The sequence below is a fragment of the Streptomyces sp. NPDC088350 genome (genome assembly GCF_044753545.1).
Taxonomy (GTDB): Bacteria; Actinomycetota; Actinomycetes; order Streptomycetales; family Streptomycetaceae; genus Streptomyces.
In genome coordinates, this window is sequence record NZ_JBIVNL010000015.1 from 24,213 (window position 1) to 46,823 (window position 22,611).

The following is a 22,611-nucleotide window of genomic DNA, read 5'->3' on the forward strand; positions in this document are numbered from 1 at the left end:
GCCCCACATCCTCTGAGTCAAGGACCGTGATCCACGTGAAGGTCGGCATCCCCCGCGAGGTCAAGAACAACGAGTTCCGGGTGGCCATCACCCCCGCCGGCGTGCACGAGCTGGTGCGCCACGGCCACCAGGTCCTCATCGAGCAGAACGCCGGCGTCGGCTCCTCGATCACGGACGACGAGTACGTGGCGGCGGGCGCGAAGATCCTCGCCACCGCCGACGAGGTCTGGGCCACCGCCGACCTGCTGCTCAAGGTCAAGGAGCCCATCGCCGAGGAGTACCACCGCCTCCGCAAGGACCAGACGCTCTTCACGTACCTGCATCTGGCCGCCTCCAAGGAGTGCACCGACGCGCTCGTCGAGTCCGGTACCACCGCGATCGCCTACGAGACCGTCGAGCTGCCCGGCCGCGCCCTGCCGCTGCTCGCCCCGATGTCCGAGGTCGCGGGCCGTCTCGCCCCGCAGGTCGGCGCCTATCACCTGATGCGCTCGGTCGGTGGCCGCGGTGTGCTGCCCGGCGGTGTCCCCGGCACCCAGCCCGCGCGGGCCGTCGTCATCGGCGGCGGTGTCTCCGGCTGGAACGCGACGCAGATCGCCGTCGGCATGGGCTTCCACGTCACGCTGCTCGACCGCGACATCAACAAGCTCCGCGAGGCCGACAAGGTCTTCGGCACCAAGGTCCGGGCGATCATGTCCAACTCGTTCGAGCTGGAGAAGGCAGTCCTGGACGCCGACCTCGTCATCGGCGCGGTGCTCATCCCGGGCGCCAAGGCACCGAAGCTCGTCACCAACGAACTCGTGTCGCGGATGAAGCCCGGAAGTGTGCTTGTCGACATCGCGATCGACCAGGGCGGCTGCTTCGAGGACTCGCGTCCGACCACCCACGCCGAGCCGACCTTCCCGGTCCACAACTCGGTCTTCTACTGCGTCGCCAACATGCCCGGCGCGGTGCCCAACACGTCCACCTACGCGCTCACCAACGCCACGCTGCCGTACATCGTGGAACTCGCCGACCGCGGCTGGGCCGAGGCGCTGCGACGTGATCCTGCTCTCGCCAAGGGGCTCAACACCCATGACGGCAAGGTGATTTACCGCGAGGTCGCCGAGGCGCACGGACTGGAGCACGTCGAGCTGGAATCGCTGCTCGGCTGACTCTGTCGACTAAGTCACCGTTCAGCAAAAGGCGATACGTCAACACAGGTCGTCAACACAGCGCGCCCGGCCGGACCTTGCTCGACGGGTCCGGCCGGAAGTGTGTGTATGGTCACTTTGCGGCACTCGGCCAACTCGCGCCGAACGTAACCCTTGAACCGATTCGTGCACCGGTGAAACCCGCCGTGCGACCGCCGTACGCCCTTGACAGAGGGATGTTTCATTGCCGACACATCGGGCCGGGTCCGGCGGATTGTGTTGCTGCGAACACCCGACACGCCATAGAGTCGCCATCCGTCGGCATGGTGCCACGCTGACCTATCGAGAAGTTCCCTGGTCACCAAGGAGGTAAGACGACTTGTGAATGAGTCGACATTTTCTCCCGGGGGTGGTCAACCAGGAATGCCTGCAAGGGGCCAGGAGCCCGCGGGGTTCGAGGCTGTCGGCTCCGTTGCGGTGCGAACCTTCGCAGCCCACCAGGGTCACCAGAAGCCAGGGGTGACTCAGCCAGCACACCAGAGCATGGATGGCCATCACGTGAACGCCATGGCCGGCGACGGAAGGGGCGCGCCCCACAACCATTTCGCCGACTACGACGAACTGCCCGACGGGCACTTCTACGACCCCGACGCCGAGTACGAGCCCGATCCCGAGTACGCGGCCACACTCGCGCCCGACGCGGCCCGCCAGCGCCGCGAGCGCGTGGGCCCGACCGGACGCCCGCTCCCGTACTTCCCGATTCCGGGCCCGCTGACCAGTCACGGCCCCGCGACGATCGTCGCGATGTGCAACCAGAAGGGCGGCGTCGGCAAGACCACGTCGACCATCAACCTGGGTGCCGCGCTCGCGGAGTACGGCCGGCGGGTACTGCTCGTCGACTTCGACCCGCAGGGCGCGCTGTCGGTCGGACTGGGCGTCAATCCCATGGAGTTGGACCTCACCGTCTACAACCTGCTCATGGAGCGGGGCATGTCGGCCGACGAGGTGCTGCTCAAGACAGCTGTCCCGAACATGGACTTGCTGCCCAGCAACATCGACTTGTCGGCCGCCGAAGTGCAGTTGGTGAGCGAGGTCGCGCGCGAGTCCACCCTGCAGCGGGCGTTGAAGCCGCTGATGGCCGACTACGACTACATCGTGATCGACTGTCAGCCCTCACTCGGCCTGCTCACCGTGAACGCCCTGACGGCGGCTCACAAGGTGATCGTGCCGCTGGAGTGCGAGTTCTTCGCGCTGCGTGGTGTCGCGCTGCTGACGGAGACCATCGAGAAGGTCCAGGAGCGCCTCAACCCGGAGTTGGAGCTCGACGGGATCCTCGCCACGATGTACGACTCCCGCACCGTGCACAGCCGTGAGGTGCTCGCGCGCGTGGTCGAGGCCTTCGACGACCACGTCTACCACACGGTCATCGGGCGCACGGTGCGCTTCCCGGAGACCACGGTCGCCGGTGAGCCGATCACCACGTACGCCTCCAACTCCGTCGGTGCCGCCGCCTATCGCCAGCTCGCCAGGGAGGTGCTCGCCCGGTGTCACGCCGAGTGAGTCTGCCGGGGGCCGACGAACTGTTCCGTACGACAGGGGGGATGGCGCTCCAATCGTCCACCCCCAGGAGCCGGGCCAACGGCGAGGCCCGGGTGCCGGCTCCGGCGGGGGAGAGCGACGGCACCGCCGCCGGGGAGGACGCCCCGCAGTCCGTACCCGCCCAGGGCGGTGACGGCGCGGGCGCCGAGCATGTAGCGGCGGACGCGGACGGCGGCGAGTCCCGCAGCCGGTCCGCGGACGGCTCCGGGCGACGTCAGGGGGCGCAGGAAGGTTCTGCCCAGCCTCGAAAGCAGCGTCAGGGGGCGCAGGCCCAGCGCCGGCCCACCGGGCGCGAGCGGCACGACGAGAAGATCACCGTGTACGTGTCCGCCGAGGAACTCATCGACCTGGAGCACGCCCGCCTGATGCTCCGGGGCGAGCACGGCCTCGCGGTCGACCGCGGCCGGATCGTCCGCGAGGCGGTCGCCGTCGTCCTGGCCGATCTGGAGTCCCGCGGGGACGCGAGCATTCTCGTACGCCGGCTTCGCGGGCGGTAGCGGTAGCCTGCGGGGGCCATGACCTCGAACGACGCTCCCGCCGCCGGCGCAGCCGCCGGACGTCGGCGTGCGCTGGGCAGGGGGCCGGGTTCGGCTCCGGAGCCCGAGGCCGTCGTAGAAGAAGTGGTCGTTGAGGACGTCGCGGAAGAAGTCGCCGCAGAACCCGACGACGGGGTCTTCAAGGTGCGGCTCGCCAACTTCGAGGGGCCGTTCGACCTTCTCCTCCAGCTGATCTCGAAGCACAAGCTCGATGTGACCGAGGTGGCGCTGTCCAAGGTCACCGACGAGTTCATGGCGCACATCAGGGCGATGGGGCCCGACTGGGACCTGGACCAGACGACCGAGTTCCTCGTCGTCGCGGCGACCCTGCTGGATCTGAAGGCGGCCCGGCTGCTGCCCTCCGCCGAGGTCGAGGACGAGGCCGACCTGGCGTTGCTGGAGGCCCGGGACCTGCTGTTCGCGCGGCTGCTGCAGTACCGGGCGTACAAGCAGATCGCCGACATCTTCAACCGGCGCCTCGACGAGGAGGCCCGGCGCTACCCCCGTACCGTCGGGCTCGAACCGCACCACGCCGAGCTGCTGCCCGAGGTCGTCATCCGGATCGGCCCGGAGGGCTTCGCCAGGCTCGCCGTGAAGGCGATGCAGCCCAGACCCAAGCCGCAGGTGTACATCGACCACATCCACGCGCCGCTCGTCAGCGTGCAGGAGCAGGCCGGGATCGTGATCGCGCGGCTGCGGGAACTCGGCGAGGCCAGCTTCAGCGTGCTCGTCGACGACACCGACGACACCCTGACCGTCGTAGCGCGGTTCCTGGCCCTTCTGGAGCTGTACCGGGAGAAGGCCGTCGCGCTGGACCAGGAGACCGCGCTCGGGGACCTGATCGTGCGCTGGACGGGCGGGGAGGGGGAGGGCGAGCCCGTGGTCACGGACGAGTTCGACCGGCCGCCCGAGGTGCCCAAGGAGACCAAGGAGGAGTCGGCGTGAGCGAGGAGACCACGGGCGTACCGGCGAGCCCGTCCGCCGTCGCGGAACTCGACCTCAAGCCCGCCCTGGAGGCCGTCCTCATGGTCGTGGACGAGCCCGCGACCGAGGAACACCTCGCGAAAATACTCCAGCGGCCCAAACGGCGGATCGCGGACGCGTTGCGCGAGCTGGCCGACGAGTACACCGTCCAGGGGCGGGGTTTCGAGCTGCGGCTGATCGCCGGGGGCTGGCGTTTCTACTCCCGCCCGGAGTTCGCGCCGGCCGTCGAGGGCTTCGTCCTGGACGGTCAGCAGGCCCGGCTCACGCAGGCCGCGCTGGAGACCCTGGCGGTCGTCGCGTACCGCCAGCCGGTCAGCCGCAGCAGGGTCTCTATGGTCCGCGGAGTCAACTGCGACGGTGTGATGCGCACCCTCTTGCAGCGCGGTCTGGTCGAGGAGGCGGGCACGGAACCCGAAACAGGTGCGATCCTGTACGTGACGACGAACTACTTTCTGGAGCGGATGGGCCTGCGCGGCCTGGACGAGCTCCCGGAGCTCGCGCCCTTCCTCCCTGAGGCTGAGGCGATCGAGGCGGAGACGCTGGAAGGGGTCCCGTCGTTCGATCCGGATGCACCGGATGCAGATGCAGACGAAACGACGACGACGGAACTTTGATGCGAAGCAGTGGCAGTGGCAGCAGTGGTGGCGGCGGTAGGAGCGGCGGGCGCGGCAACCCCCGCGGGACCGGCGGGGGCGGCAACCCCCGGGGTTCCGGTGGGGGCGGCGGCGGTCGCGGCTCCGGCGCGGGCAACTCCCGGGGTGCCGGCGGGGGCGGCTCCCAGCCGAGGGGCGCGGGAGGCCGCGACGACAAGCCGAAGCGCGCCGGAAAGCCGCGTCCCGAGGAGCGGCGCTACGACGTAGGCCCCACGGGATCCCACGAAGGCCCCAAGTCGGGGCGCGGTGCCGCCGCGCGCGGCGGTGCCAAGGGCGGCCCCAAGCAGGGCCAGGGCACCGGACGCGGGCGCTGGGCGCCGGCGACCTCGCGTGAGTACGACGCGCGGGCCGAGGAGCGCAATCGGGAGCGGTACGCGGGCAAGAAGGACATCAAGCCGCCCAAGACCTTCCCGGGCGCCGAGCAGGAGGGCGAGCGGCTGCAGAAGGTCCTCGCGCGCGCGGGCTACGGCTCCCGGCGCTCCTGCGAGGAGCTGATCGAGCAGTCCCGCGTCGAGGTCAACGGCGAGATCGTGGTCGAGCAGGGGCTGCGGGTCGACCCCGAGCACGACGAGATCAAGGTCGACGGGCTGACGGTGGCGACGCAGTCGTACCAGTTCTTCTCGCTGAACAAGCCCGCCGGTGTCGTCGCGACGATGGAAGACCCTGAGGGCCGGCAGTGCCTCGGCGACTACGTCACCAACCGTGAGACGCGTCTTTTCCACGTCGGGCGGCTCGACACCGAGACCGAGGGTGTGATCCTGCTCACCAATCACGGCGAGCTGGCGCACCGGCTGACCCACCCGAAGTACGGAGTGAAGAAGACCTACCTCGCGCACATCGTGGGCCCGATCCCGCGCGATCTGGGCAAGCAGCTGAAGGACGGCATCCAGCTGGAGGACGGGTACGCACGCGCGGACCACTTCCGGGTCGTCGAGCAGACCGGCAAGAACTACCTGGTCGAGGTGACCCTCCACGAGGGCCGCAAGCACATCGTGCGGCGCATGCTCGCGGAGGCCGGCTTCCCGGTCGACAAGCTGGTCCGCGTGTCGTTCGGCCCGATCACCCTGGGCGACCAGAAGTCGGGGTGGCTGCGACGGCTGTCGAACACCGAGGTCGGCATGCTGATGCAGGAAGTCGATCTCTAAGCACACGGTTTGGGTGCGGCCGGTTCCGGGTTCTCCGGGGCCGGCCGTTTCGTTTCCGTCTGTCGTGGGGGTTGTGCGGCATCGCGATCACTCTTTATAGTCAAGTTGACTATTAACGGGGTGGATCACCATGACCGCAACACCGGCCTACGACAAGTACGCCTTCGAACCTTTCGCCGTCACCGCCGACCTCGCCGTCCTCACGATCCGCGCCGGCGCCCTGCACGTGCTGCTCGTCGAGCGCGGACAGGAGCCGTACGCCGGGCACTGGGCGTTGCCCGGCGGCTTCGTGGCGCCCGACGAGTCCGCGGAGACGGCCGCCCGGCGTGAACTCGCCGAGGAGACCGGCCTGTTGGACGTCTCCGGGCTGCATCTGGAGCAGTTGCGCACCTACAGCGAGCCCGACCGCGACCCCCGGATGCGGGTCGTCACCGTCGCCTTCGCCGCACTGCTGCCGGACCCTCCCGAGCCGCGCGCGGGCAGTGACGCGGCGCAGGCCCGCTGGCTGCCGTACGACTCGCTCGGGCCGTTGGCCTTCGACCACGACCGGATTCTGGCCGACGCGCACGAACGGGTGGGCGCCAAGCTGGAGTACAGCTGCCTCGCCACCGCCTTCTGCCCGCCCGAGTTCACGCTGGGGGAGCTGCATCAGGTCTACGAGACCGTGTGGGGCACCGAGTTGGACCGCCCCAACTTCCGCCGCAAGGTGCTCGCGACGCCGGGTTTCGTCGAACCGGTGCTGGGCGGCGCCAAGTTGACCGGTGGCCGTGGGAAGCCGGCCGCGCTGTACCGCGCCGGGACCGCCACCGCCCTGTACCCGCCCTTGCTCCGGCCGACCCGGGAAGGAAGCCCCGCATGACCACGACCACCGTCCGCAAGCGTGCCGCCACGGGAGCCCTGGTGGGGCTCGCCCTCGGGGACGCGCTCGGATTCCCGACCGAGTTCAACGACGTGCCCGCCATCCTCGCCAAGTGCGGTCCCTGGCGGGAGATGGAGCTGCCGAGGCCGGCGATCGTCACCGACGACACGCAGATGACGCTGGCGTTGGGGCGGGGACTGCGAACTGCCATGAATCGAGGGGTGCTTGGTCCCCAGCGGATGGAGCGGCCGGTGCGCGAGGAGTTCGTGGACTGGTACCGGTCGCCGGACAACAACCGTGCCCCCGGCCGGACGTGCCTCGTCGCCTGCGATCTGCTGGAGGCCGACGAACGGCTGTGGCAGGACGCCAGCCAGATCGGTTCGAAGGGCTGCGGGGCCAACATGCGGGTCGCGCCGGTCGGGCTCGTCCCCGGGCTGAGTGACGAACAGCGGTCCGGTGCGGCCCAGTTGCAGTCCGCGCTCACCCATGGGCACCCGACCGCGCTCGCCGCGTCCGACCTCACCGCGCACGCCGTGCGGCTGCTCGCGCAGGGCGCCGAGCCGACCGGGCTGGTCGGGCTGCTGCGGTCGTACGCCGTCGAGAACCGCACCCGCTACCGCCACCGCTGGCTGGGCGACCTGTGGACGCGGAGTCAGGACCCCACGCCCGAGCACTTCATCGCGCGCGGCTGGGACGAGTGCCTGGAGATCCTGGGCCGCCTCCAGGACGCCCTGCGGACCCCCTCGCCCGAGACCGACCCGTGCCTGGCCACCGGCGCGGGCTGGATCGCCGAAGAGGCCCTGGCGACCGGCCTGTTGTGCTTCCTCCTCTTCGTGGACGAACCGGTGACCGCGTTGCGTCGCGCGGCCTGCACGTCCGGCGACTCGGACTCGATCGCCTGTCTTACGGGGGCGTTCGCTGGGGCGTATCTGGGGGAGAGTGCGTGGCCGGAGGAGTGGGCCGAGCGGATCGAGTACCGGGGGGAGCTGCTGGGGCTGGGGGCACTCTGGGACGCTTGAGGGATGATCGACGCCTTGGACATCGACCTCAAGCCCGTGGTGGCCGAGCAGCCCGACCCGCTGCTCTTCGCCACCGTCTCCGGCGCGCACCTCTACGGCTTTCCGTCCCGCGATTCGGACGTGGACCTGAGGGGTGTGCACCTGCTGCCGACCGCCGAACTCGTCGGCCTGCGAGAGCCGGACGAGACACGGTCGAAGATGTGGTTGCGGGACGGCGTCGAGATGGACCTCGTCACCCACGACCTGCGCAAGTTCGTACGGCTGATGCTGCGGCGCAACGGTTATGTGCTGGAGCAGCTGTTGTCCCCGCTCGTGGTGCACACCACCGACGCTCACCGGGAGTTGGCCGCGCTCGCACCGGGTGTTCTCACCAGCCATCACGCCCACCACTACCGGGGGTTCGCCACGACCCAGTGGCGGCTGTTCGAGAAGACCGGCGAACTCAAGCCGCTGCTCTACACGTTCCGTGTGCTGCTCACCGGTATCCATCTCATGCGCAGCGGTGAGGTGCAGGCCCATCTGCCCACGCTTCTCGGCGAGGTCGACGCACCTCCGTATCTGCCGGAGCTGATCGCGGCGAAGGCGGAACTGGAGCACGGGTGTGCCGACGTCGACCACGCGCGTGTGCTGGCCGATGTCGAGGGCCTGCACGGTGAGTTGGACGACGCGCAGGGGGCGTCAGCCCTGCCGGACGCTCCGAGCACATACGACGCCCTGCACGAGTTCGTCGTCCGGGTCCGGCTGGAGAGCTGACGCGCGCCGGACCCGGATCAGGAAGTCCTCCACGCGGTGCCGGTCCGGCTCCGCCGGGAGGGGGGTGCGGGTGGCCGCCTCGTCCGTCTCCGTGGCCAGGCGGGTCATCCAGGACTCGACCTCGGGCCAAGGGAGTTCGCCGCGTTTGACGGACAGCAGGGGGGCGCGCCGGTCGCCGACGTCGATCGTCAGGGTGCCCGTGCGGAGTACGTCGCGGGCGCTCATCAGGAGGCGGAGCAGGTGCATCGCGTGCTTCCAGCGCGGGGCGCCGTGCGTGCGGATGTCGGCCTCCAGCTTCCTGCGCTGGCCCAACGCGTAGCGCGTGAACGTCTCATGGACCTTGCGGGAGAGGAACGCGCCGCGCAGGGCGAGGAGTTCGCGGCCCGTGGCGTCGACGTGCTCGACGAGAGGGGAGTGGAGGCACTCCAGGATGTTGGGGTTGGCGCGCAGGGCCAGTTCGCAGAAGCGCTCCAGCTCCCAGCTGAACTGCTCCGCCGCCGGGCCCTCCACATGCGTCGGCGGCTTCTCGAAGCGCCAGAAGAGCGGGGTGGGGGCCACGAACACCCCCCGGCGGTCCGTGTCGCTGCCGTCCGTCGCCAGGCCGAAGGCGCGCGAACCCATCACGCAGGAGTAGATCGTGTGGTCGCCGACCAGGGCCTCGGGGTGCATGCCCGGAGCGTACGCGGCGGTTCACGCCAGGTGGATCGAATTTCCCTCCACCGTGATCTGCTCCGCCGGCAGCGCCTTCGGTGCCGGGCCGCCCGCGACCGTACCGTCCGCGATGTGGAACCTGCTGCCGTGGCACGGGCAGTTGATCGTGCCGTTCGCGACGGCGCTCACCGTGCAGCCCTGGTGGGTGCAGATCGCCGAGAAGGCCTTGAACTCGTCCTTCGTCGGCTGGGTCACCACGATCTTCTGCGCCTTGAGGATCTTGCCGCCGCCGACCGGGATGTCGGACGTCTTCGCCAACTCCTGTCCGCCGGACGCCTTCACGGACGACGAGCCCGAGGAGTCGTTGCCGCTGCCGTACTTGCTGCATCCCGCCGCGAGCGCGGCGGCCGCACCCGTCGCGAGGACCGTGCGGCGCGTCGAGCTGTCGGTCATGTCGTCACTCCGAAGGGGGTCGTGTAGTCGCTACGACGGTGGTCATGTCGCTACTCCGACGGTGGTCATGTCGTCACTCCGACGGTGCGGAAGAACCAGAGGGCGGATGTCAGCCAGAGCAGGGTGAGGGCGGTGAACACCAGTCCGCCGACGAGCGGCAGCAGCCAGCCGGGCAGGCGCTCCGAGCGGAGCAGCAGCATCTTGGCACTGAAGGCACCGAAGAACGCGCACCCCAGGAGGGAATGCCACATCACGCGTGTCGAGTACGTCTGGTAGCCGAACGCGTAGAGGCAGTGCACCGCGACCGGGACCGCCACCAGGAACGCGATCCGCCCCGACCAGCGGTGCAGCGTCGCCGACCAACTCGGGCCCGGCAGCTTGCCGTAGACCATGAAGGCCGAGACGACCTGGACGAGGGCGAAGAAGAACGCGGTCGTCGCGAGCCAGGACTTCACCGCGCCGGTGCTGCTGAAACCGGCGAGGTTGAAGGCGGTGCCCGCCGGGTCGTGGACCTTGCCGTAGACGCCGAGGCCGACGGCCACGGCCGCGGCGACGAGGGCCGGGACCAGATAGCGGGCGGGGCTGTCGCGGTGGCGTGGCGGGGGCGGGGGGTAGGCCTGGGTGGCGGCGTTCGGGTCGGCGGTCATGATCGGCTCCCTGAGGCGGATGGTGGGTCAGGGGGTGACGGGTTGTGCCGTGAGCTGCTGTCCGTCGACCGTGACCGCGCCGGTCTCCGGGTCGATACGCGGTGCGGAGGCGGCCTTGCCGTCGCGGGTGACGATGCCGGTCTGGCGGCCGTTCGGCAGCACGATCCAGCCGCCGTCGATCTTGGCGCCGCGCACCTTGGCCGTCGCGCGCCACAGCCCGGACGGCTTGACGGCCTTGTCGGCGGTGAAGACGTAGGACCGGCCCTCGTCCTTGACCGTGCCGTGGATCTTCTTGCCCTGCTCGATCCTGCCGTCGAGTACGGCGCCGTTCGGGGCGGTGAGCCTCATGCTGCCGTCGTCCTTGACGGGTCCCCGCAGCCAGGCTTCCTTGTAGCGGCCGTCGCAGAAGTAGGCGACCGCCTTGCCGTCACGGACGGACACGGCGACCGACGCGGTGTCGTCGTCGGTGCGGCCTGCGTAACCGGCGTTCGTGACGGGCGACTTCGACGGGGTCCGGCTGGGGGTTGCGGTCGGTGTCGGTGCCGCGTTCGCCGATTTTTTCGGTGACGCCGACGGTGATGCCTCGCTGTACGAGGACGACGCGGTCTTCGTCCCGGACGTCGCGTTGAGCGTCAGCATGAACAGGCCCAGCACCAGGCCCGCCAGAAGTGTGAGCAGTGGTCCAGGACGCTTCATCTACTGTCCTCCCCCGAGGCGAGCTACCAGCCCATGAGAGCGGACTCGGGGCCGTGGGTAAAGAGGCATACCGGGATGATCTCACCCCAAGTAGCGGAACAGGGTGATTCAGGTGACATTGGCAGGGTTCGAGGCCGGCCCCGACCGGCCAGAGCGGCTCCGGCGGCAACGTCCTGGGCGCGCTGCTCTCGGCCCTCGGCGGCGCCGGCGGTCAGGGCAGCGGTAACGGAAGCAATCCGCTGGGCGGGCTCCTGGACATGCTCACCAAGTCCGGCCTGGCCGAACAGAAGGACTCCTGGGACGGCACCGGCCAGAACCAGTCCGTCACCGGCGCCCAGATCCAGCAGGCGCTGCCCGACGAGACCCTGCGGAAGGTCGCCGAGCAGGCCGGCGTCACCCCGGACCACGCGGCGGCCGAGCTCGCGCAGGCGCTGCCTCAGGCCGTCGACAAGCTGACCCCGGGTGGACAGTTGCCTCAGGCCGCCTCGCTGGAGGAACTGGTTCGGCAGCAGTCCTTGTGACCCGTCTCGGTGGGCGGGCGGCGGGCACCCGTGCGGGACGGGCTGACTACGCTGGTCGTGCAAAGAGCCGGGTTGTACATCAGCGAGGAGCAGAGCCGTGGCGGTACGAGCGGTCCGGGGCGCCGTCCAACTGGACAGGGACGAGGCCGGCCACATGGACGAGCAGGTCGGAGCGCTGCTCACCGCCGTCCTGGAGCGGAACGGCCTCACCGCCGACGACCTGATCAGCGTCTGGTTCACTGCCACGCCCGACCTGCACAGCGACTTCCCGGCCGCCGCCGCCCGCAAGCTCGGCAGCGCCTTCGCGGACGTGCCGCTGATCTGCGCGCAGGAACTCGACATCGCCGGCGCCATGCCCCGCGTGGTCCGCATACTCGCGCACATCGAGTCCGACAAGCCGCGTGCCGACATCGCGCACGTGTACCTCGGCGCGGCGGCTGCCCTGCGCAAGGACATCGCCCAGTGAGGACCGCCCTCGTCATCGGCACCGGGCTCATCGGCACGTCCGCCGCGCTCGCCCTCGCCTCGCGCGGAGTCGTCGTCCACCTCGCCGACCACGACCCCGAGCAGGCCCGTACGGCCGCCGCGCTCGGCGCCGGCACCGACGAGGCGCCGGACGGGCCCGTCGACCTCGCGATCGTCGCCGCGCCGCCCGCCCTGGTGGCCGGGGTGCTCGCCGACGCGATGCGGCGGGGTGTGGCCCGCGGGTACCTCGACGTGGCCAGCGTCAAGGGCGGTCCGCGCCGGGAGCTGGAGGCGCTCGGCCTCGACCCGTCGCTGATGTCCAGGTACATCGGCTCGCATCCCATGTCCGGGCGCGAGAAGTCGGGCCCGCTGGCCGCGACCGGCGACCTCTTCGAGGGGCGGCCCTGGGTGCTGACGCCCACCCGTGACACGGACACCGAGGTGCTGAACCTCGCCCTGGAGCTGGTCTCGCACTGCCGTGCCGTGCCGGTTGTCATGGATGCCGACGCTCATGACCGTGCGGTCGCTCTCGTGTCCCACATGCCCCATCTGGTGTCCAGCATGGTCGCCGCGCGGCTGGAGAACGCGGAGGAAGCCGCCGTACGGCTGTGTGGGCAGGGGATCCGGGATGTGACCCGGATCGCCGCGTCCGACCCCCGCATGTGGATCGACATCCTCTCCGCGAACCCGGGGCCGGTCGCCGACCTGCTCACCGATGTCGCCGGGGACCTGGAGGAGACGGTGCGGGCGTTGCGCGCGCTGCAGTCCGCCGACGAGGACAAGCGCCGGGAGGGTGCGGGCGGCATCGAGGACGTGCTGCGGCGGGGGAACGCGGGGCAGGTGCGTGTGCCCGGCAAGCACGGGTCCGCTCCGCGGGTTTACGAGGTGGTGGCTGTGCTGATCGACGACCAGCCCGGGCAGCTGGCCCGGATCTTCGCGGACGCGGGGATGGCGGGGGTCAATATCGAGGATGTGCGGATCGAGCATGCGACGGGGCAGCAGGCGGGGCTTGTGCAGTTGATGGTGGAGCCGAAGGCCGCGGCCGTGTTGACGGCGGGGTTGCGGGAGCGAGGGTGGGCGATCCGGCAGTAGGTGCCCGGCGTGGGGGCGGGCGTCCTCTGGGGGCTGCGCCCCCAGGCCCCCGCTTCGGCCCTGAAGGGGCCTCGTCCTCAAACGCCGGACGGGCTGAGAAATACCGGCCCGCGTTCGGAAGGCGCCGGACGGGCTGGATTGTGTCGGCCTGCGTCGAAAGGTGCCCAAGAAGAGCGGCGGCCGGACGAGTGACGCGAACCCAGTAACCTTGTCCGGGGCGCACTCGCACCCCCACCCCGCTCACCACCCCGCACCAGGAAGGTGTCCTCCCGTGGAAAACGGCGCCGCCCGGACCGCCCCGGCAGTGATTGTCGCCATCGACGGCCCCTCCGGCACGGGCAAGTCCAGCACGTCGAAGGCCGTGGCCGCGCAGCTCGGGCTGAGCTATCTGGACACCGGCGCCCAGTACCGGGCGATCACCTGGTGGATGGTGACCAACGGGATCGACATCACCGACCCCACCGCGATCGCCGACGCGGCGGGCAAGGCGGAGATCGTCTCGGGCACCGACCCGGCGAACCCGACGATCAGTGTCGACGGCGTGGACGTGGCCGGCCCGATCCGTACGCAGGAGGTCACCTCCAAGGTCAGCGCGGTGAGCGCGGTGCCCGAGGTGCGGGCCAGGATCACCGAGCTGCAGCGTTCGCTGGCCGCCGAGGCGGAGCAGGGGATCGTGGTGGAGGGGCGGGACATCGGTACGACCGTGCTGCCCGACGCCGATCTGAAGATCTTCCTCACCGCCTCCCCGGAGGCGCGTGCCGCCCGCCGCAGCGGCGAGCTGAAGGGCGCCGACGTACAGGCCACCCGCGAGGCGCTGCTGAAGCGGGACGCGGCCGACTCCTCGCGCACGACCTCGCCGCTCGCGAAGGCGGACGACGCGGTCGAGGTGGACACCTCCGACCTCACGCTCCAGCAGGTCATCGAGTGCGTCGTCACCCTCGTCGGGGAGAAGCGGGCCGCCAAGTGACCGGAGCATCCGAACGGGGCGCCGAAGTCGGGCGGCGCATCGGCGTCGGCCTGATGTACGGGCTGTGGAAGCCGCGCGTGCTGGGCGCCTGGAAGGTGCCTGCCGCCGGTCCGGTGATCCTCGCCGTCAACCACTCCCACGGCGTCGACGGGCCCATGGTCATGGGCGTGGCACCCCGGCCGACCCACTTCCTGATCAAGAAAGAGGCGTTCGTCGGTCCGCTGGACCCCTTCCTGCTCCGCATCGGGCAGGTGAAGGTGGACCGGTCGATCGCCGACCGTACGGCGATCACCGGGGCGCTCGACGTCCTGGCGGCCGGCGGCGTCCTCGGGATCTTCCCCGAGGGCACCCGCGGCGAGGGCGACTTCGCCTCGCTGCGCGCGGGACTCGCCTACTTCGCCGTCCGCAGCGGCGCCCCGATCGTGCCGGTGGCCGTGCTGGGCACCGCCGAGAAGAGCGGACGGCTGATAAAGGCGCTGCCCCCGCTGCGCTCCCGCGTCGACGTCGTCTTCGGCGACCCGTTCGAAGCGGGCGACGGCTCCGGCCGCCGTACGCGCAAGGCGCTGGACGAGGCGACCGAGCGGATCCAGAAGCAGCTGGCCGCCCACCTGGACGACGCCAGGCGCCTCACCGGGCGCTAAGAGACACTTGAGTAGTGGATCACCCGAAATCCGGGGGTTCCACCGATCACCACGATGAACGAGGTACCCACTTCATGAACGACCAGATCCAGCCCGACGGCTCCGGCGAGGGGCACGAGCACGGGGCGCTCGGCGACGCCGAGTACGCGGAGTTCATGGAGCTCGCCGCCGTGGAGGGCTTCGACATCGAGGACGTCGAGGGCGCCCTCGACGAGGCCGGTCACGGGCCGCTGCCCGTCCTCGCCGTCGTCGGCCGGCCGAACGTCGGCAAGTCGACTCTCGTCAACCGCATCATCGGCCGCCGCGAGGCTGTCGTAGAGGACAAGCCGGGCGTCACCCGCGACCGCGTGACCTACGAGGCCGAGTGGACCGGGCGGCGCTTCAAGGTCGTCGACACCGGCGGCTGGGAGCAGGACGTCCTCGGCATCGACGCCTCCGTGGCCGCCCAGGCCGAGTACGCGATCGAGGCCGCCGACGCGGTCGTGTTCGTCGTCGACGCCAAGGTCGGCGCCACCGACACCGACGAGGCGGTCGTACGGCTGCTGCGCAAGGCCGGCAAGCCCGTCGTGCTGGCAGCCAACAAGGTCGACGGTCTCAGTGGTGAGTCCGACGCGGCTTACCTGTGGTCCCTCGGGCTCGGCGAGCCGCACCCCGTCTCCGCGCTGCACGGGCGCGGCACCGGCGACATGCTGGACGCCGTCCTGGAGGCCCTGCCGGAGGCGCCCGAGCAGACCTTCGGCACCGCGGTCGGCGGGCCCCGCCGTATCGCGCTGATCGGCCGCCCGAACGTGGGCAAGTCCTCGCTGCTGAACAAGGTCGCGGGCGAGGAGCGCGTCGTCGTCAACGAGATCGCGGGCACCACCCGTGACCCGGTCGACGAGCTCATCGAACTCGGCGGCGTGACCTGGAAGTTCATCGACACCGCCGGTATCCGCAAGCGGGTCCACCTCCAGCAGGGCGCCGACTACTACGCCTCGCTGCGCACCGCCGCCGCCGTCGAGAAGGCGGAGGTCGCGGTCATCCTGATCGACGCCTCCGAGTCCATCTCGGTGCAGGACCAGCGGATCGTCACCATGGCCGTGGAGGCGGGGCGTGCGATCGTCCTCGCCTTCAACAAGTGGGACACCCTCGACGAGGAGCGCCGCTACTACCTGGAGCGCGAGATCGAGACCGAGCTGGCCCAGGTCGCCTGGGCGCCCCGGGTGAACATCTCGGCGCGCACCGGCCGGCACATGGAGAAGCTGGTCCCGGGCATCGAGACCGCCCTGGCCGGCTGGGAGACCCGTGTTCCCACGGGCCGGCTGAACGCCTTCCTCGGCGAGCTGGTCGCCGCCCACCCGCACCCGGTCCGCGGCGGCAAGCAGCCCCGCATCCTCTTCGGCACCCAGGCCGGCACCAAGCCCCCGCGCTTCGTGCTCTTCGCCTCCGGCTTCATCGAGGCGGGCTACCGCCGCTTCATCGAGCGCCGCCTGCGCGAGGAGTTCGCCTTCGAGGGCACCCCGATCCACATCTCGGTCCGGGTCCGCGAGAAGCGCGGCAAGAAGAAGTAGCCGCACATCTTGTGCTACGACGAGGAGGGCGGCCCCTGTTCAACAGGGGCCGCCCTCCTCGTGTGCGTGCCGCGTCAGATGCCTCGGCGCGGGCCGGGCGGCAGGGCCGCCGGGATGTGGTGCATCCCGGTGTGGGCGTGCTGCTGGCCGACGTGACCGAGCTGCCCGACGCGCTGCCACTGCGACTGCTGCCGGGCGCTGTAGGCCCCCGCGCTGTACGCGCTGTACGAGCCCCCACCGAAGGAGCCCCCGCCGAAGGAAGCCCCGGCGAACGAACCGCCGCCGAACGAGCCCGTGCTGTGCGGGCTGTGCCCGAAGGCGGTGAAGCCCAGCTCCTCCTCGCCGCTGCGGTCGCCCGGCAGCGAGCGGAAGGTCTTGACCCACTCGGAATAGAGCCGGTCGTAGATCGGCGTGGCCGAGGCGCCGCCCGGGCTGTCCCGGTCCGATCGCGAGGACGGGATCGGCTGGTAGGGCCGGCTGCGGGGAACGTCGTAGGTGTGCACGTATGTCCAAACGACGGGTGACCTGAAGGGATGCGGCTCAGGTGCCCGCGAGCGGCAGCGCGGAGCCGACCAACTTGCCGTTCGCCGCCGCCTTGTCGAGCGCGCCGCGCAGCAGGTCCTCGCGGGGCTGGCGGCCGATCGAGCCGACCGGTGCCGCGAACATCAGCACCTGCTGGTGCTTGTTGGCGGCGGCCCGCCAGCTGTCGGTGACCTGGAGCGGCTGGTGCGCCTGCCACCAGGCCACCGGGGAACCGCCGTTGCCGCTCGGCTGGAGCACCGCGTGCAGCTGGCCGGCGGCGAGCAGTACCGACCAGCCGTGCAGCACGGGCGGCACGGTGGTGATCTCGCTCAGCGGCATGAAGCCCTGCTCGATGAGCAGCGGCAGGAAGTCGTCGCCGGCGCCGGTCGAGCCGGGGCGCGCGATGGGCGCGGTCGGCTCGACCACCAGGGCGGGGTGCAACTCCCCGGAGATCAGGACCAGTCCGCTGGTCACACCGAGCACGGCCTGCTCGGGTACGGCCTTCTCCGGTGCGCCGGCCGGGGCGTGCGTGTTGCCGCTGATGGAGCGGACGGCGCCCTGTAGCTGCTCCTCGGTGACCTGGACGATCTGCGAGGGCAGGCAGGTGGCGTGGGCGAAGGCGAGGACGGCGGTCTCGTCGCCGATGAACAGGACGGTGCTGGTGCGCTCCTGATCGGAGTCGCCCTGGGTGCGGCACGACGTGCAGTCGTAACTGCCCGGGGCGTTGTCTCCGGCGAGCAGCCGGTCGGCTTCTTCGTCGCCGATCTCGGCGCGTACGTCGTCGCTGACGTCGAGCATGCGCGGCACGGGTGGCTCCCTCGAAAATGCGGTGCCCGGTGGGTCCCGGGCTCATGAAGAAGACAACGGAGGATCTGTGGCGGGAGTCACGCTCCAGGGCGAACCGAATCGAACCAACCGAAGCGGACGGTCACGTCTGGTACGGAATTGGCCACTCCCTGTCAACTCTGTGAAAGGTCAAGGGAGTTGGTCGCGTGAACCGAGTCACAGCGCTTGTCGGCAACTGGTCGAAAAATCGTGAAATCAGCGAATGTAGTGGGTGGCCGAAAAATGCCGATACCCGCGGTAACAGTGAACTGGCCTGCGGCGACGGGCAGTTGGTCGACATCGGCTCGCTCACCTCCGTACATTCCTCCGCCGTGTGCAACGAGCACCGCTCGGGTACGTCCGCCGGCCGAACAAGCCAGCAAGCAGCACCACCTCCGGCGGACGGGGAGGAGCGCGAGGACCACGTCGATGCGTGGGAGCCGCGAACCGCCTTGGGGGACCCCGTGTTGTTGGAGAGGGAACTACATGTCCGAATGTGCCGATACCACTCGCGAGAACGCTCCTGAGACCCACCGCAAGGGTCAAGCGCGTACGGCGGCGGTCCTCACCGGGGCGGCCCTGCTCGCCCCGCTCGGACTGCTGGCCGCCACCGGCAACGCCGCGGCGGCCGACAGCGGAGTGTGGGACCGCATCGCCCAGTGCGAGAGCGGCGGCAACTGGCACATCAACACCGGCAACGGCTACTACGGAGGACTCCAGTTCTCCGCCGGCACCTGGCGCGCCTACGGCGGCTCGGCCTACGCGGCCACCGCCGACCAGGCCTCCCGGTCCGCGCAGATCGCCGTGGCCACCAAGGTCCAGCACGCCCAGGGTTGGGGCGCCTGGCCGGTCTGTTCCGTACGGGCCGGAGCGACGGGCAGCGCACCCGCCGCCTCCTCCGGCACGGTCACCGAGAATTCGTCGACGACGACGAAGAAGTCGAAGCAGTCGACCACCGAGTCGACGTCCGAGTCGACGAGGAAGCAGTCGACCAGGAAGGCGACCCCGGCGAAGCCCGCGAAGACGCCGGCCCGCGGGACGAACAACGCCTCGCGCGGCACGTCCCGCGGCGACTACACCGTCCGCACGGGCGACACGCTGAGCGCCATCGCGGCCGAACACGGGACCACCTGGCGGAAGATCTACGCCGCCAACAAGTCCGTCATCGGCGACGACCCCGATCTGATCATCCCCGGGCAGCAGCTCGACCTCTGAGCAGAGCCGCTACAGAGCCACGGCAGAGCCACTTCCGTGCCGCCCCCGCCCGGTCCTCCGACCGGGCGGGGGCTCGCCCGTCACTCCCGTTCGGCCGCCTCGCCGCTGAACACGACCGTTCCGCGCCGCAGTTCGTACACGAGGGCCGCCCGGCCGCGCAGCACCGGCGGCAGCCGCTGCTCGGCGACCACCACACACGCGTCGAGCCCGGCCAGCAGTTCGTACGTGTGCGCCGCGACCGCGGGCGACATGCCCTGCGCGGGTTCGTCGACGAGCACCACGCGCGCGCCTGCCAGCAGGGCGCGGGAGAGGGCGAGCATCCGCTGCTCACCGCCGGAGAGGGTGCCGGCGCGGCGGGGGAGCAGGGGGCCCAACTGCGGATACGCGTCGAGGGCCACCGCGTGGTCCCGCGCGGCGAGTTCGAGGTTCTCGTGGACGGTGAGGGACCCGAACACGGCCTGCCGTTCCGGTACCAGACACAGTCCCCGGCGAGCCCGTTCGTAGGCAGGCATACGGGTCACATCGGCGCCGTCCCACACCACCGCACCGCCCGACAGCGCGACCGTACCGGCGAGGGCGCGCAGCGCGGTCGTACGGCCGGAGCCGTTGCGGCCCAGCAGGACGGTGAGCCCCGAGGCGGGTGCGGCGAGGGTGATGCCGTGCAGGGCTTCGAGGGGGCCGTAGCGCACGCGTGCGTGGCGCAGGGAGATGGTCATGCGGGGGTCTCCCGGGCGCTGGGTGTGTCGAGGACGCGGTCGGGCGGGCCGGAGGCGACGATGCGGCCCGCCGCCATCACATGGACCACGTCGGCGAGGTCGGCGACCAGATCGAGGTCGTGCTCCACGACGAGCAGGGCGGTGCCCTCGGCGGCCAGGGCCCTCAACACCACGGTCAGCGCGGCCACTTCGGCGGTGTCGAGTCCGGCGGCGGGTTCGTCGAGCAGCAGCACGCGCGGGCCGCCGGCGAACGCCCGGGCCAGTTCGACCCGGCGCAGCGTCCCGGTGGGCAGCCCGGCGGCGGGCAGCGACCGTACGTCCCCGTCGAGCCCGAACAGCCGCAACGCCCGCTCCACGGCGCCGGGTTCGGCGACCCGCCCCTGCTCGGCACCCACGCGCACGTTCTCGGCGACGGTCAACGAGGGGAAGACCGCGAGCTGTTGAAAGGTCCGGGCGATCCCGAGCCGGGTACGGGCGTGCGCGGGCAGCCGGGTGATGTCCCGTCCCCCGAGCCGGACCCGCCCCCGCGTGGGCCGCACCGTCCCGGCCAGACAGTGGAACAGGGTGCTTTTTCCCGCCCCGTTGGGCCCGACGACGGCGGTGACCTGCCCTGCCCGCACGACGAGATCGACCCTGTCGAGCGCGGCGAAGCCGCCGTAACGGGCGTGCAGGGAGTGGGCGGTGAGGAGGGGCGGGGTGGGCCTGCGGGGCGGAGCGGTGCGTGGCCGTGGCGTCGGTCGGACCGGCGCGGGCTGGGGAAGGGGCGCCTCTTCGGGAGCGACCATGGGTCGGGGCGGGTGAGCGTCTTCAGTGGGCGAGGTGGGGGTCGCGTCCCGGGGTGGCGGTTCCGCCGCGTCGTCCCGCTGTCCGAGTCCGGCGCTCCGCCTCTGCCGCCCCCGCGCCTCGGTCGATCGCCCCGTATCGCGCCGCACAACGCCCGTGCGGGTGCCCGCGGTTGCACCCGCTTCATCCTCCTGCCCGAGCACGGCGGTGCGCCCTCGCAGATCCAGCGCCCCGGAACCCCGCCCGGCACCGTGCTCCGCGCGACGCGCGACATCCGGGCGTACAGCCGCCGTTGAGCCCGCCCGTACCGGCACCGGCTGCACGCCCGCCACCCGCAATCTCCGGCGCACACCCATCCCCAGCGGGGTGAGCCGTGCCCTCCGTCGTAGGCGCAGCCGCTCCGCCGCCCCGCGCAACGCCTCGTACGGCCCCCCGGGGAACCGGCCCACGCACACCGCCAGCACCCCGATCAGCGCCGCCGCGACCCCGCCGCGCGCCCCCGCGTCCAGGCCCACCAGGAGAGCCGCGGCGGCCAGGGCGCCCAGTGTGCTGTCGGCGCCCAGGACGACCACCGCGGCGAACCACAACAGGCCCCGGACGGGGTCGTAGGCCGAGGGGTCGAAGGCGCGGAGGCCCATGCCGAGCATGCCGCCGCCGAGGGCGGCCAGGGCGGCGCCCGCGACGAACGCCAGGAGTTTCAGGGACGGGACCTGGACCCCGGCCGCCGAGGCACCCGGCTCGTGGTCGCGCATCGCGGCGAGGGCGCGGCCCGTGCGGCCCCGGCGCGGGGCGTGGGTCGTCAGCAACGCGCCTGCCAGGAGGGCGAGTTCGAGGACGTAGTAGGCACGGTCGCTGTCGAAGCCGGAGGGGCGGTCCAGGGACAGGCCCGACGTGGCGTACGGCTGGGCGAAGACGAAGCGGCTGACCCCGACGCCGACCGCGAAGGTCGCGAGGGCGAGGGCCAGGCCGTGGCGGCTGATCGCGGGCCAGCCGGTCAGCAGGCCCAGGGGAGCCACCAGGAGCACCGCCACCGCCAGCGCGGCCAGTTCGGGCAGGCGGGGCAGGCCCGGGAAGCGGCCCGCCGCCAGCAGCGCGGTGAACAGGGCGCCCAGGCCCGCGTACGCCGCCTGCCCCAGCGAGATCTGCCCGCCCCGGCCGGTGACCACCACCAGCGACAGCAACACCACACCCAGCGCGGGGACTTGGACCGAGGTGTGCAGGTCCGATCCCGCCAAGCCGAGGGGGAGCAGGAACAGCACCACGGCCACGATCCACGCGCCGGGCGGGGTCGGGACGCGGGCCGTCGCCGTACGGGGGAGGGCGTCCCGGGAGCCGAGGCCGGGCAGCACCAGTGCCGCGACCAACAGGGCGACCACGAACAGGTTCGCGCCCACCGCCTGGACCAACTGCCCGCCCCAGCCCGGCGGATGGAGTCGCGTCAGTTGGCTCTGCCCGACCCCGATCCCGAGCGCCACCACCACCGCGACCGGCAGACTCCGCATCCGCGCGGCCACCGCGACCGCCACCACCTCCATGACGAGCAGCGGCAGGCTGTACGGGTCCAGGCGCACGTACGGGGCGAGGAGCACGCCCGTCAGACCCGCCGTGAAGGAACCGAACGCCCAGCCCGCCGCCGCCACCCGGTCCGCGTCCACGCCGGCCAGCACCGCGAGCTGCCGGTCGTCCACCACGGCCCGCAGCTCCCGCCCGAAACGCGTCCAGCGGATCACGGCCCCGACGCCCGCCGCCAGCACGAGCACCACCCCCGACTGCCCCCAGGGATCGGCCGACACCAGCTCCGGCGTGTCGTTCCGTGCCCCCTGTCCCCACACCAGCGCCGCCCCGCCGACCAGCAGCACGAACACCCCGATGGACGCGACCAGGGTCTGCGCCGGATCGCCGCCCAGGACCGACAGCGGGCGGAAGACGAACCGTTCCAGCGCCACCCCGATGCCCGGCGCGAGGAACAGCAGTGTCACCACCGCTCCCACCCACAGGGGCCAGCCCCACCCCACCACGCACTGCCGCAGCGCGTACGCGCAGACCATCGCGACCGCGCCGTGCGCGAAGTTGAGGACGCCGGTCGCCCGGTACGTCACGATCAGGCCGACCCCGGTGAGCGCGGCGGCGCTGCCGACGGAGAGGCCCGCGAGGGTGAGGTCGTACGTCAGGGAGGACATCAGGGGCCG

The 22,611-nt window shown here is 71.3% G+C and carries 23 protein-coding genes and 1 pseudogene; 16 read left to right on the forward strand and 8 right to left on the reverse strand.

Annotation, left to right across the window (positions count from 1 at the left end; genetic code table 11):
• Positions 1–35 precede the first annotated feature (35 nt).
• The 9 genes from ald (at position 36) to ACIQBL_RS40350 (ending at position 8,678) form a co-directional block, all read left to right on the forward strand.
• Positions 36–1,151, forward strand: coding sequence for an alanine dehydrogenase (ald, locus tag ACIQBL_RS40310; protein WP_401951706.1), 1,116 nt, complete (start codon positions 36–38; stop codon positions 1,149–1,151).
• A 402-nt stretch (positions 1,152–1,553) separates the two neighbouring features.
• Positions 1,554–2,690, forward strand: coding sequence for a ParA family protein (locus tag ACIQBL_RS40315; RefSeq protein WP_078651701.1), 1,137 nt, complete (start codon positions 1,554–1,556; stop codon positions 2,688–2,690).
• On the forward strand, positions 2,675–3,226 hold the full coding sequence (locus tag ACIQBL_RS40320) for a hypothetical protein (protein WP_401951709.1): 552 nt from the start codon (positions 2,675–2,677) through the stop codon (positions 3,224–3,226). The genes ACIQBL_RS40315 and ACIQBL_RS40320 overlap by 16 nt, the downstream gene beginning before the upstream one ends.
• 18 nt (positions 3,227–3,244) lie before the next feature.
• Positions 3,245–4,210, forward strand: coding sequence for a segregation and condensation protein A (locus ACIQBL_RS40325; protein WP_401951712.1), 966 nt, complete (start codon positions 3,245–3,247; stop codon positions 4,208–4,210).
• The gene (scpB, locus tag ACIQBL_RS40330; protein ID WP_401951715.1) at positions 4,207–4,863 is read left to right on the forward strand and encodes an SMC-Scp complex subunit ScpB; all 657 of its coding nucleotides are present in this window, start codon (positions 4,207–4,209) and stop codon (positions 4,861–4,863) included. Before ACIQBL_RS40325 ends, scpB begins: the two co-directional genes overlap by 4 nt.
• The gene (locus ACIQBL_RS40335; RefSeq protein WP_200684018.1) at positions 4,863–6,047 is read left to right on the forward strand and encodes a pseudouridine synthase; all 1,185 of its coding nucleotides are present in this window, start codon (positions 4,863–4,865) and stop codon (positions 6,045–6,047) included. Before scpB ends, ACIQBL_RS40335 begins: the two co-directional genes overlap by 1 nt.
• A 130-nt stretch (positions 6,048–6,177) precedes the next feature.
• Positions 6,178–6,906 carry an NUDIX hydrolase gene (locus ACIQBL_RS40340; RefSeq protein WP_401951717.1) on the forward strand — a complete coding sequence of 243 codons (729 nt, stop codon included), beginning with the start codon at positions 6,178–6,180 and terminating at the stop codon, positions 6,904–6,906.
• Complete coding sequence (locus ACIQBL_RS40345) at positions 6,903–7,925, forward strand: ADP-ribosylglycohydrolase family protein (RefSeq protein ID WP_401951720.1); 1,023 nt, start codon at positions 6,903–6,905, stop codon at positions 7,923–7,925. The genes ACIQBL_RS40340 and ACIQBL_RS40345 overlap by 4 nt, the downstream gene beginning before the upstream one ends.
• A gap of 3 nt (positions 7,926–7,928) precedes the next feature.
• The gene (locus ACIQBL_RS40350; protein WP_401951722.1) at positions 7,929–8,678 is read left to right on the forward strand and encodes a DNA polymerase beta superfamily protein; all 750 of its coding nucleotides are present in this window, start codon (positions 7,929–7,931) and stop codon (positions 8,676–8,678) included.
• On the opposite strand, the gene ACIQBL_RS40355 is transcribed toward ACIQBL_RS40350, so the two are convergent.
• The 4 genes from ACIQBL_RS40355 to ACIQBL_RS40370 form a co-directional block, all read right to left on the reverse strand.
• Positions 8,604–9,347 (reverse strand): DNA polymerase beta superfamily protein, encoded by a 744-nt coding sequence (locus tag ACIQBL_RS40355; RefSeq protein WP_401951725.1) that lies wholly within the window; start codon positions 9,345–9,347, stop codon positions 8,604–8,606. The genes ACIQBL_RS40350 and ACIQBL_RS40355 overlap by 75 nt on opposite strands.
• 21 nt (positions 9,348–9,368) lie before the next feature.
• The gene (locus ACIQBL_RS40360; RefSeq protein WP_401951728.1) at positions 9,369–9,782 is read right to left on the reverse strand and encodes a Rieske (2Fe-2S) protein; all 414 of its coding nucleotides are present in this window, start codon (positions 9,780–9,782) and stop codon (positions 9,369–9,371) included.
• A gap of 65 nt (positions 9,783–9,847) precedes the next feature.
• On the reverse strand, positions 9,848–10,429 hold the full coding sequence (locus tag ACIQBL_RS40365) for a DUF6529 family protein (protein ID WP_401951731.1): 582 nt from the start codon (positions 10,427–10,429) through the stop codon (positions 9,848–9,850).
• A 27-nt stretch (positions 10,430–10,456) separates the two neighbouring features.
• Positions 10,457–11,125, reverse strand: coding sequence for a hypothetical protein (locus ACIQBL_RS40370; protein WP_401951734.1), 669 nt, complete (start codon positions 11,123–11,125; stop codon positions 10,457–10,459).
• 143 nt (positions 11,126–11,268) lie between these two features.
• Here ACIQBL_RS40370 and ACIQBL_RS40375 point away from each other — a divergent pair.
• The 6 genes and pseudogenes from ACIQBL_RS40375 to der all read left to right on the forward strand — a co-directional run.
• A pseudogene (locus ACIQBL_RS40375) lies at positions 11,269–11,646 on the forward strand (YidB family protein); the annotation flags it as partial.
• 97 nt (positions 11,647–11,743) lie between these two features.
• Positions 11,744–12,112 (forward strand): chorismate mutase, encoded by a 369-nt coding sequence (gene aroH, locus ACIQBL_RS40380; RefSeq protein WP_401951737.1) that lies wholly within the window; start codon positions 11,744–11,746, stop codon positions 12,110–12,112.
• On the forward strand, positions 12,109–13,203 hold the full coding sequence (locus ACIQBL_RS40385) for a prephenate dehydrogenase (RefSeq protein WP_401951740.1): 1,095 nt from the start codon (positions 12,109–12,111) through the stop codon (positions 13,201–13,203). The genes aroH and ACIQBL_RS40385 overlap by 4 nt, the downstream gene beginning before the upstream one ends.
• A 271-nt stretch (positions 13,204–13,474) precedes the next feature.
• Positions 13,475–14,170 (forward strand): (d)CMP kinase, encoded by a 696-nt coding sequence (gene cmk / locus ACIQBL_RS40390; RefSeq protein ID WP_401951743.1) that lies wholly within the window; start codon positions 13,475–13,477, stop codon positions 14,168–14,170.
• Positions 14,128–14,811 (forward strand): lysophospholipid acyltransferase family protein, encoded by a 684-nt coding sequence (locus tag ACIQBL_RS40395; protein ID WP_401951746.1) that lies wholly within the window; start codon positions 14,128–14,130, stop codon positions 14,809–14,811. The genes cmk and ACIQBL_RS40395 overlap by 43 nt, the downstream gene beginning before the upstream one ends.
• A 74-nt stretch (positions 14,812–14,885) precedes the next feature.
• Positions 14,886–16,361, forward strand: a complete 1,476-nt coding sequence (gene der / locus ACIQBL_RS40400; RefSeq protein WP_401951749.1) for a ribosome biogenesis GTPase Der — start codon at positions 14,886–14,888, stop codon at positions 16,359–16,361.
• Between the two features lie 74 nt (positions 16,362–16,435).
• Here the strand turns inward: der and ACIQBL_RS40405 are convergent, their stop codons facing one another.
• Positions 16,436–16,864: a hypothetical protein gene (locus ACIQBL_RS40405; RefSeq protein WP_401951752.1), complete on the reverse strand. Its 429-nt coding sequence runs from the start codon at positions 16,862–16,864 to the stop codon at positions 16,436–16,438.
• Between the two features lie 37 nt (positions 16,865–16,901).
• On the reverse strand, positions 16,902–17,690 hold the full coding sequence (locus ACIQBL_RS40410) for a hypothetical protein (RefSeq protein WP_401951755.1): 789 nt from the start codon (positions 17,688–17,690) through the stop codon (positions 16,902–16,904).
• A 504-nt stretch (positions 17,691–18,194) separates the two neighbouring features.
• Between ACIQBL_RS40410 and ACIQBL_RS40415 the strand changes: the two genes are divergently transcribed.
• Positions 18,195–18,923 carry a transglycosylase family protein gene (locus ACIQBL_RS40415; protein WP_401951758.1) on the forward strand — a complete coding sequence of 243 codons (729 nt, stop codon included), beginning with the start codon at positions 18,195–18,197 and terminating at the stop codon, positions 18,921–18,923.
• Positions 18,924–19,003: 80 nt separating this feature from the next.
• Here ACIQBL_RS40415 and ACIQBL_RS40420 read toward each other — a convergent pair whose 3' ends face one another.
• Complete coding sequence (locus tag ACIQBL_RS40420; RefSeq protein ID WP_401951760.1) at positions 19,004–19,639, reverse strand: ATP-binding cassette domain-containing protein; 636 nt, start codon at positions 19,637–19,639, stop codon at positions 19,004–19,006.
• Positions 19,636–22,602, reverse strand: coding sequence for an ATP-binding cassette domain-containing protein (locus ACIQBL_RS40425; RefSeq protein WP_401951762.1), 2,967 nt, complete (start codon positions 22,600–22,602; stop codon positions 19,636–19,638). Before ACIQBL_RS40425 ends, ACIQBL_RS40420 begins: the two co-directional genes overlap by 4 nt.
• Positions 22,603–22,611: the final 9 nt, after the last annotated feature.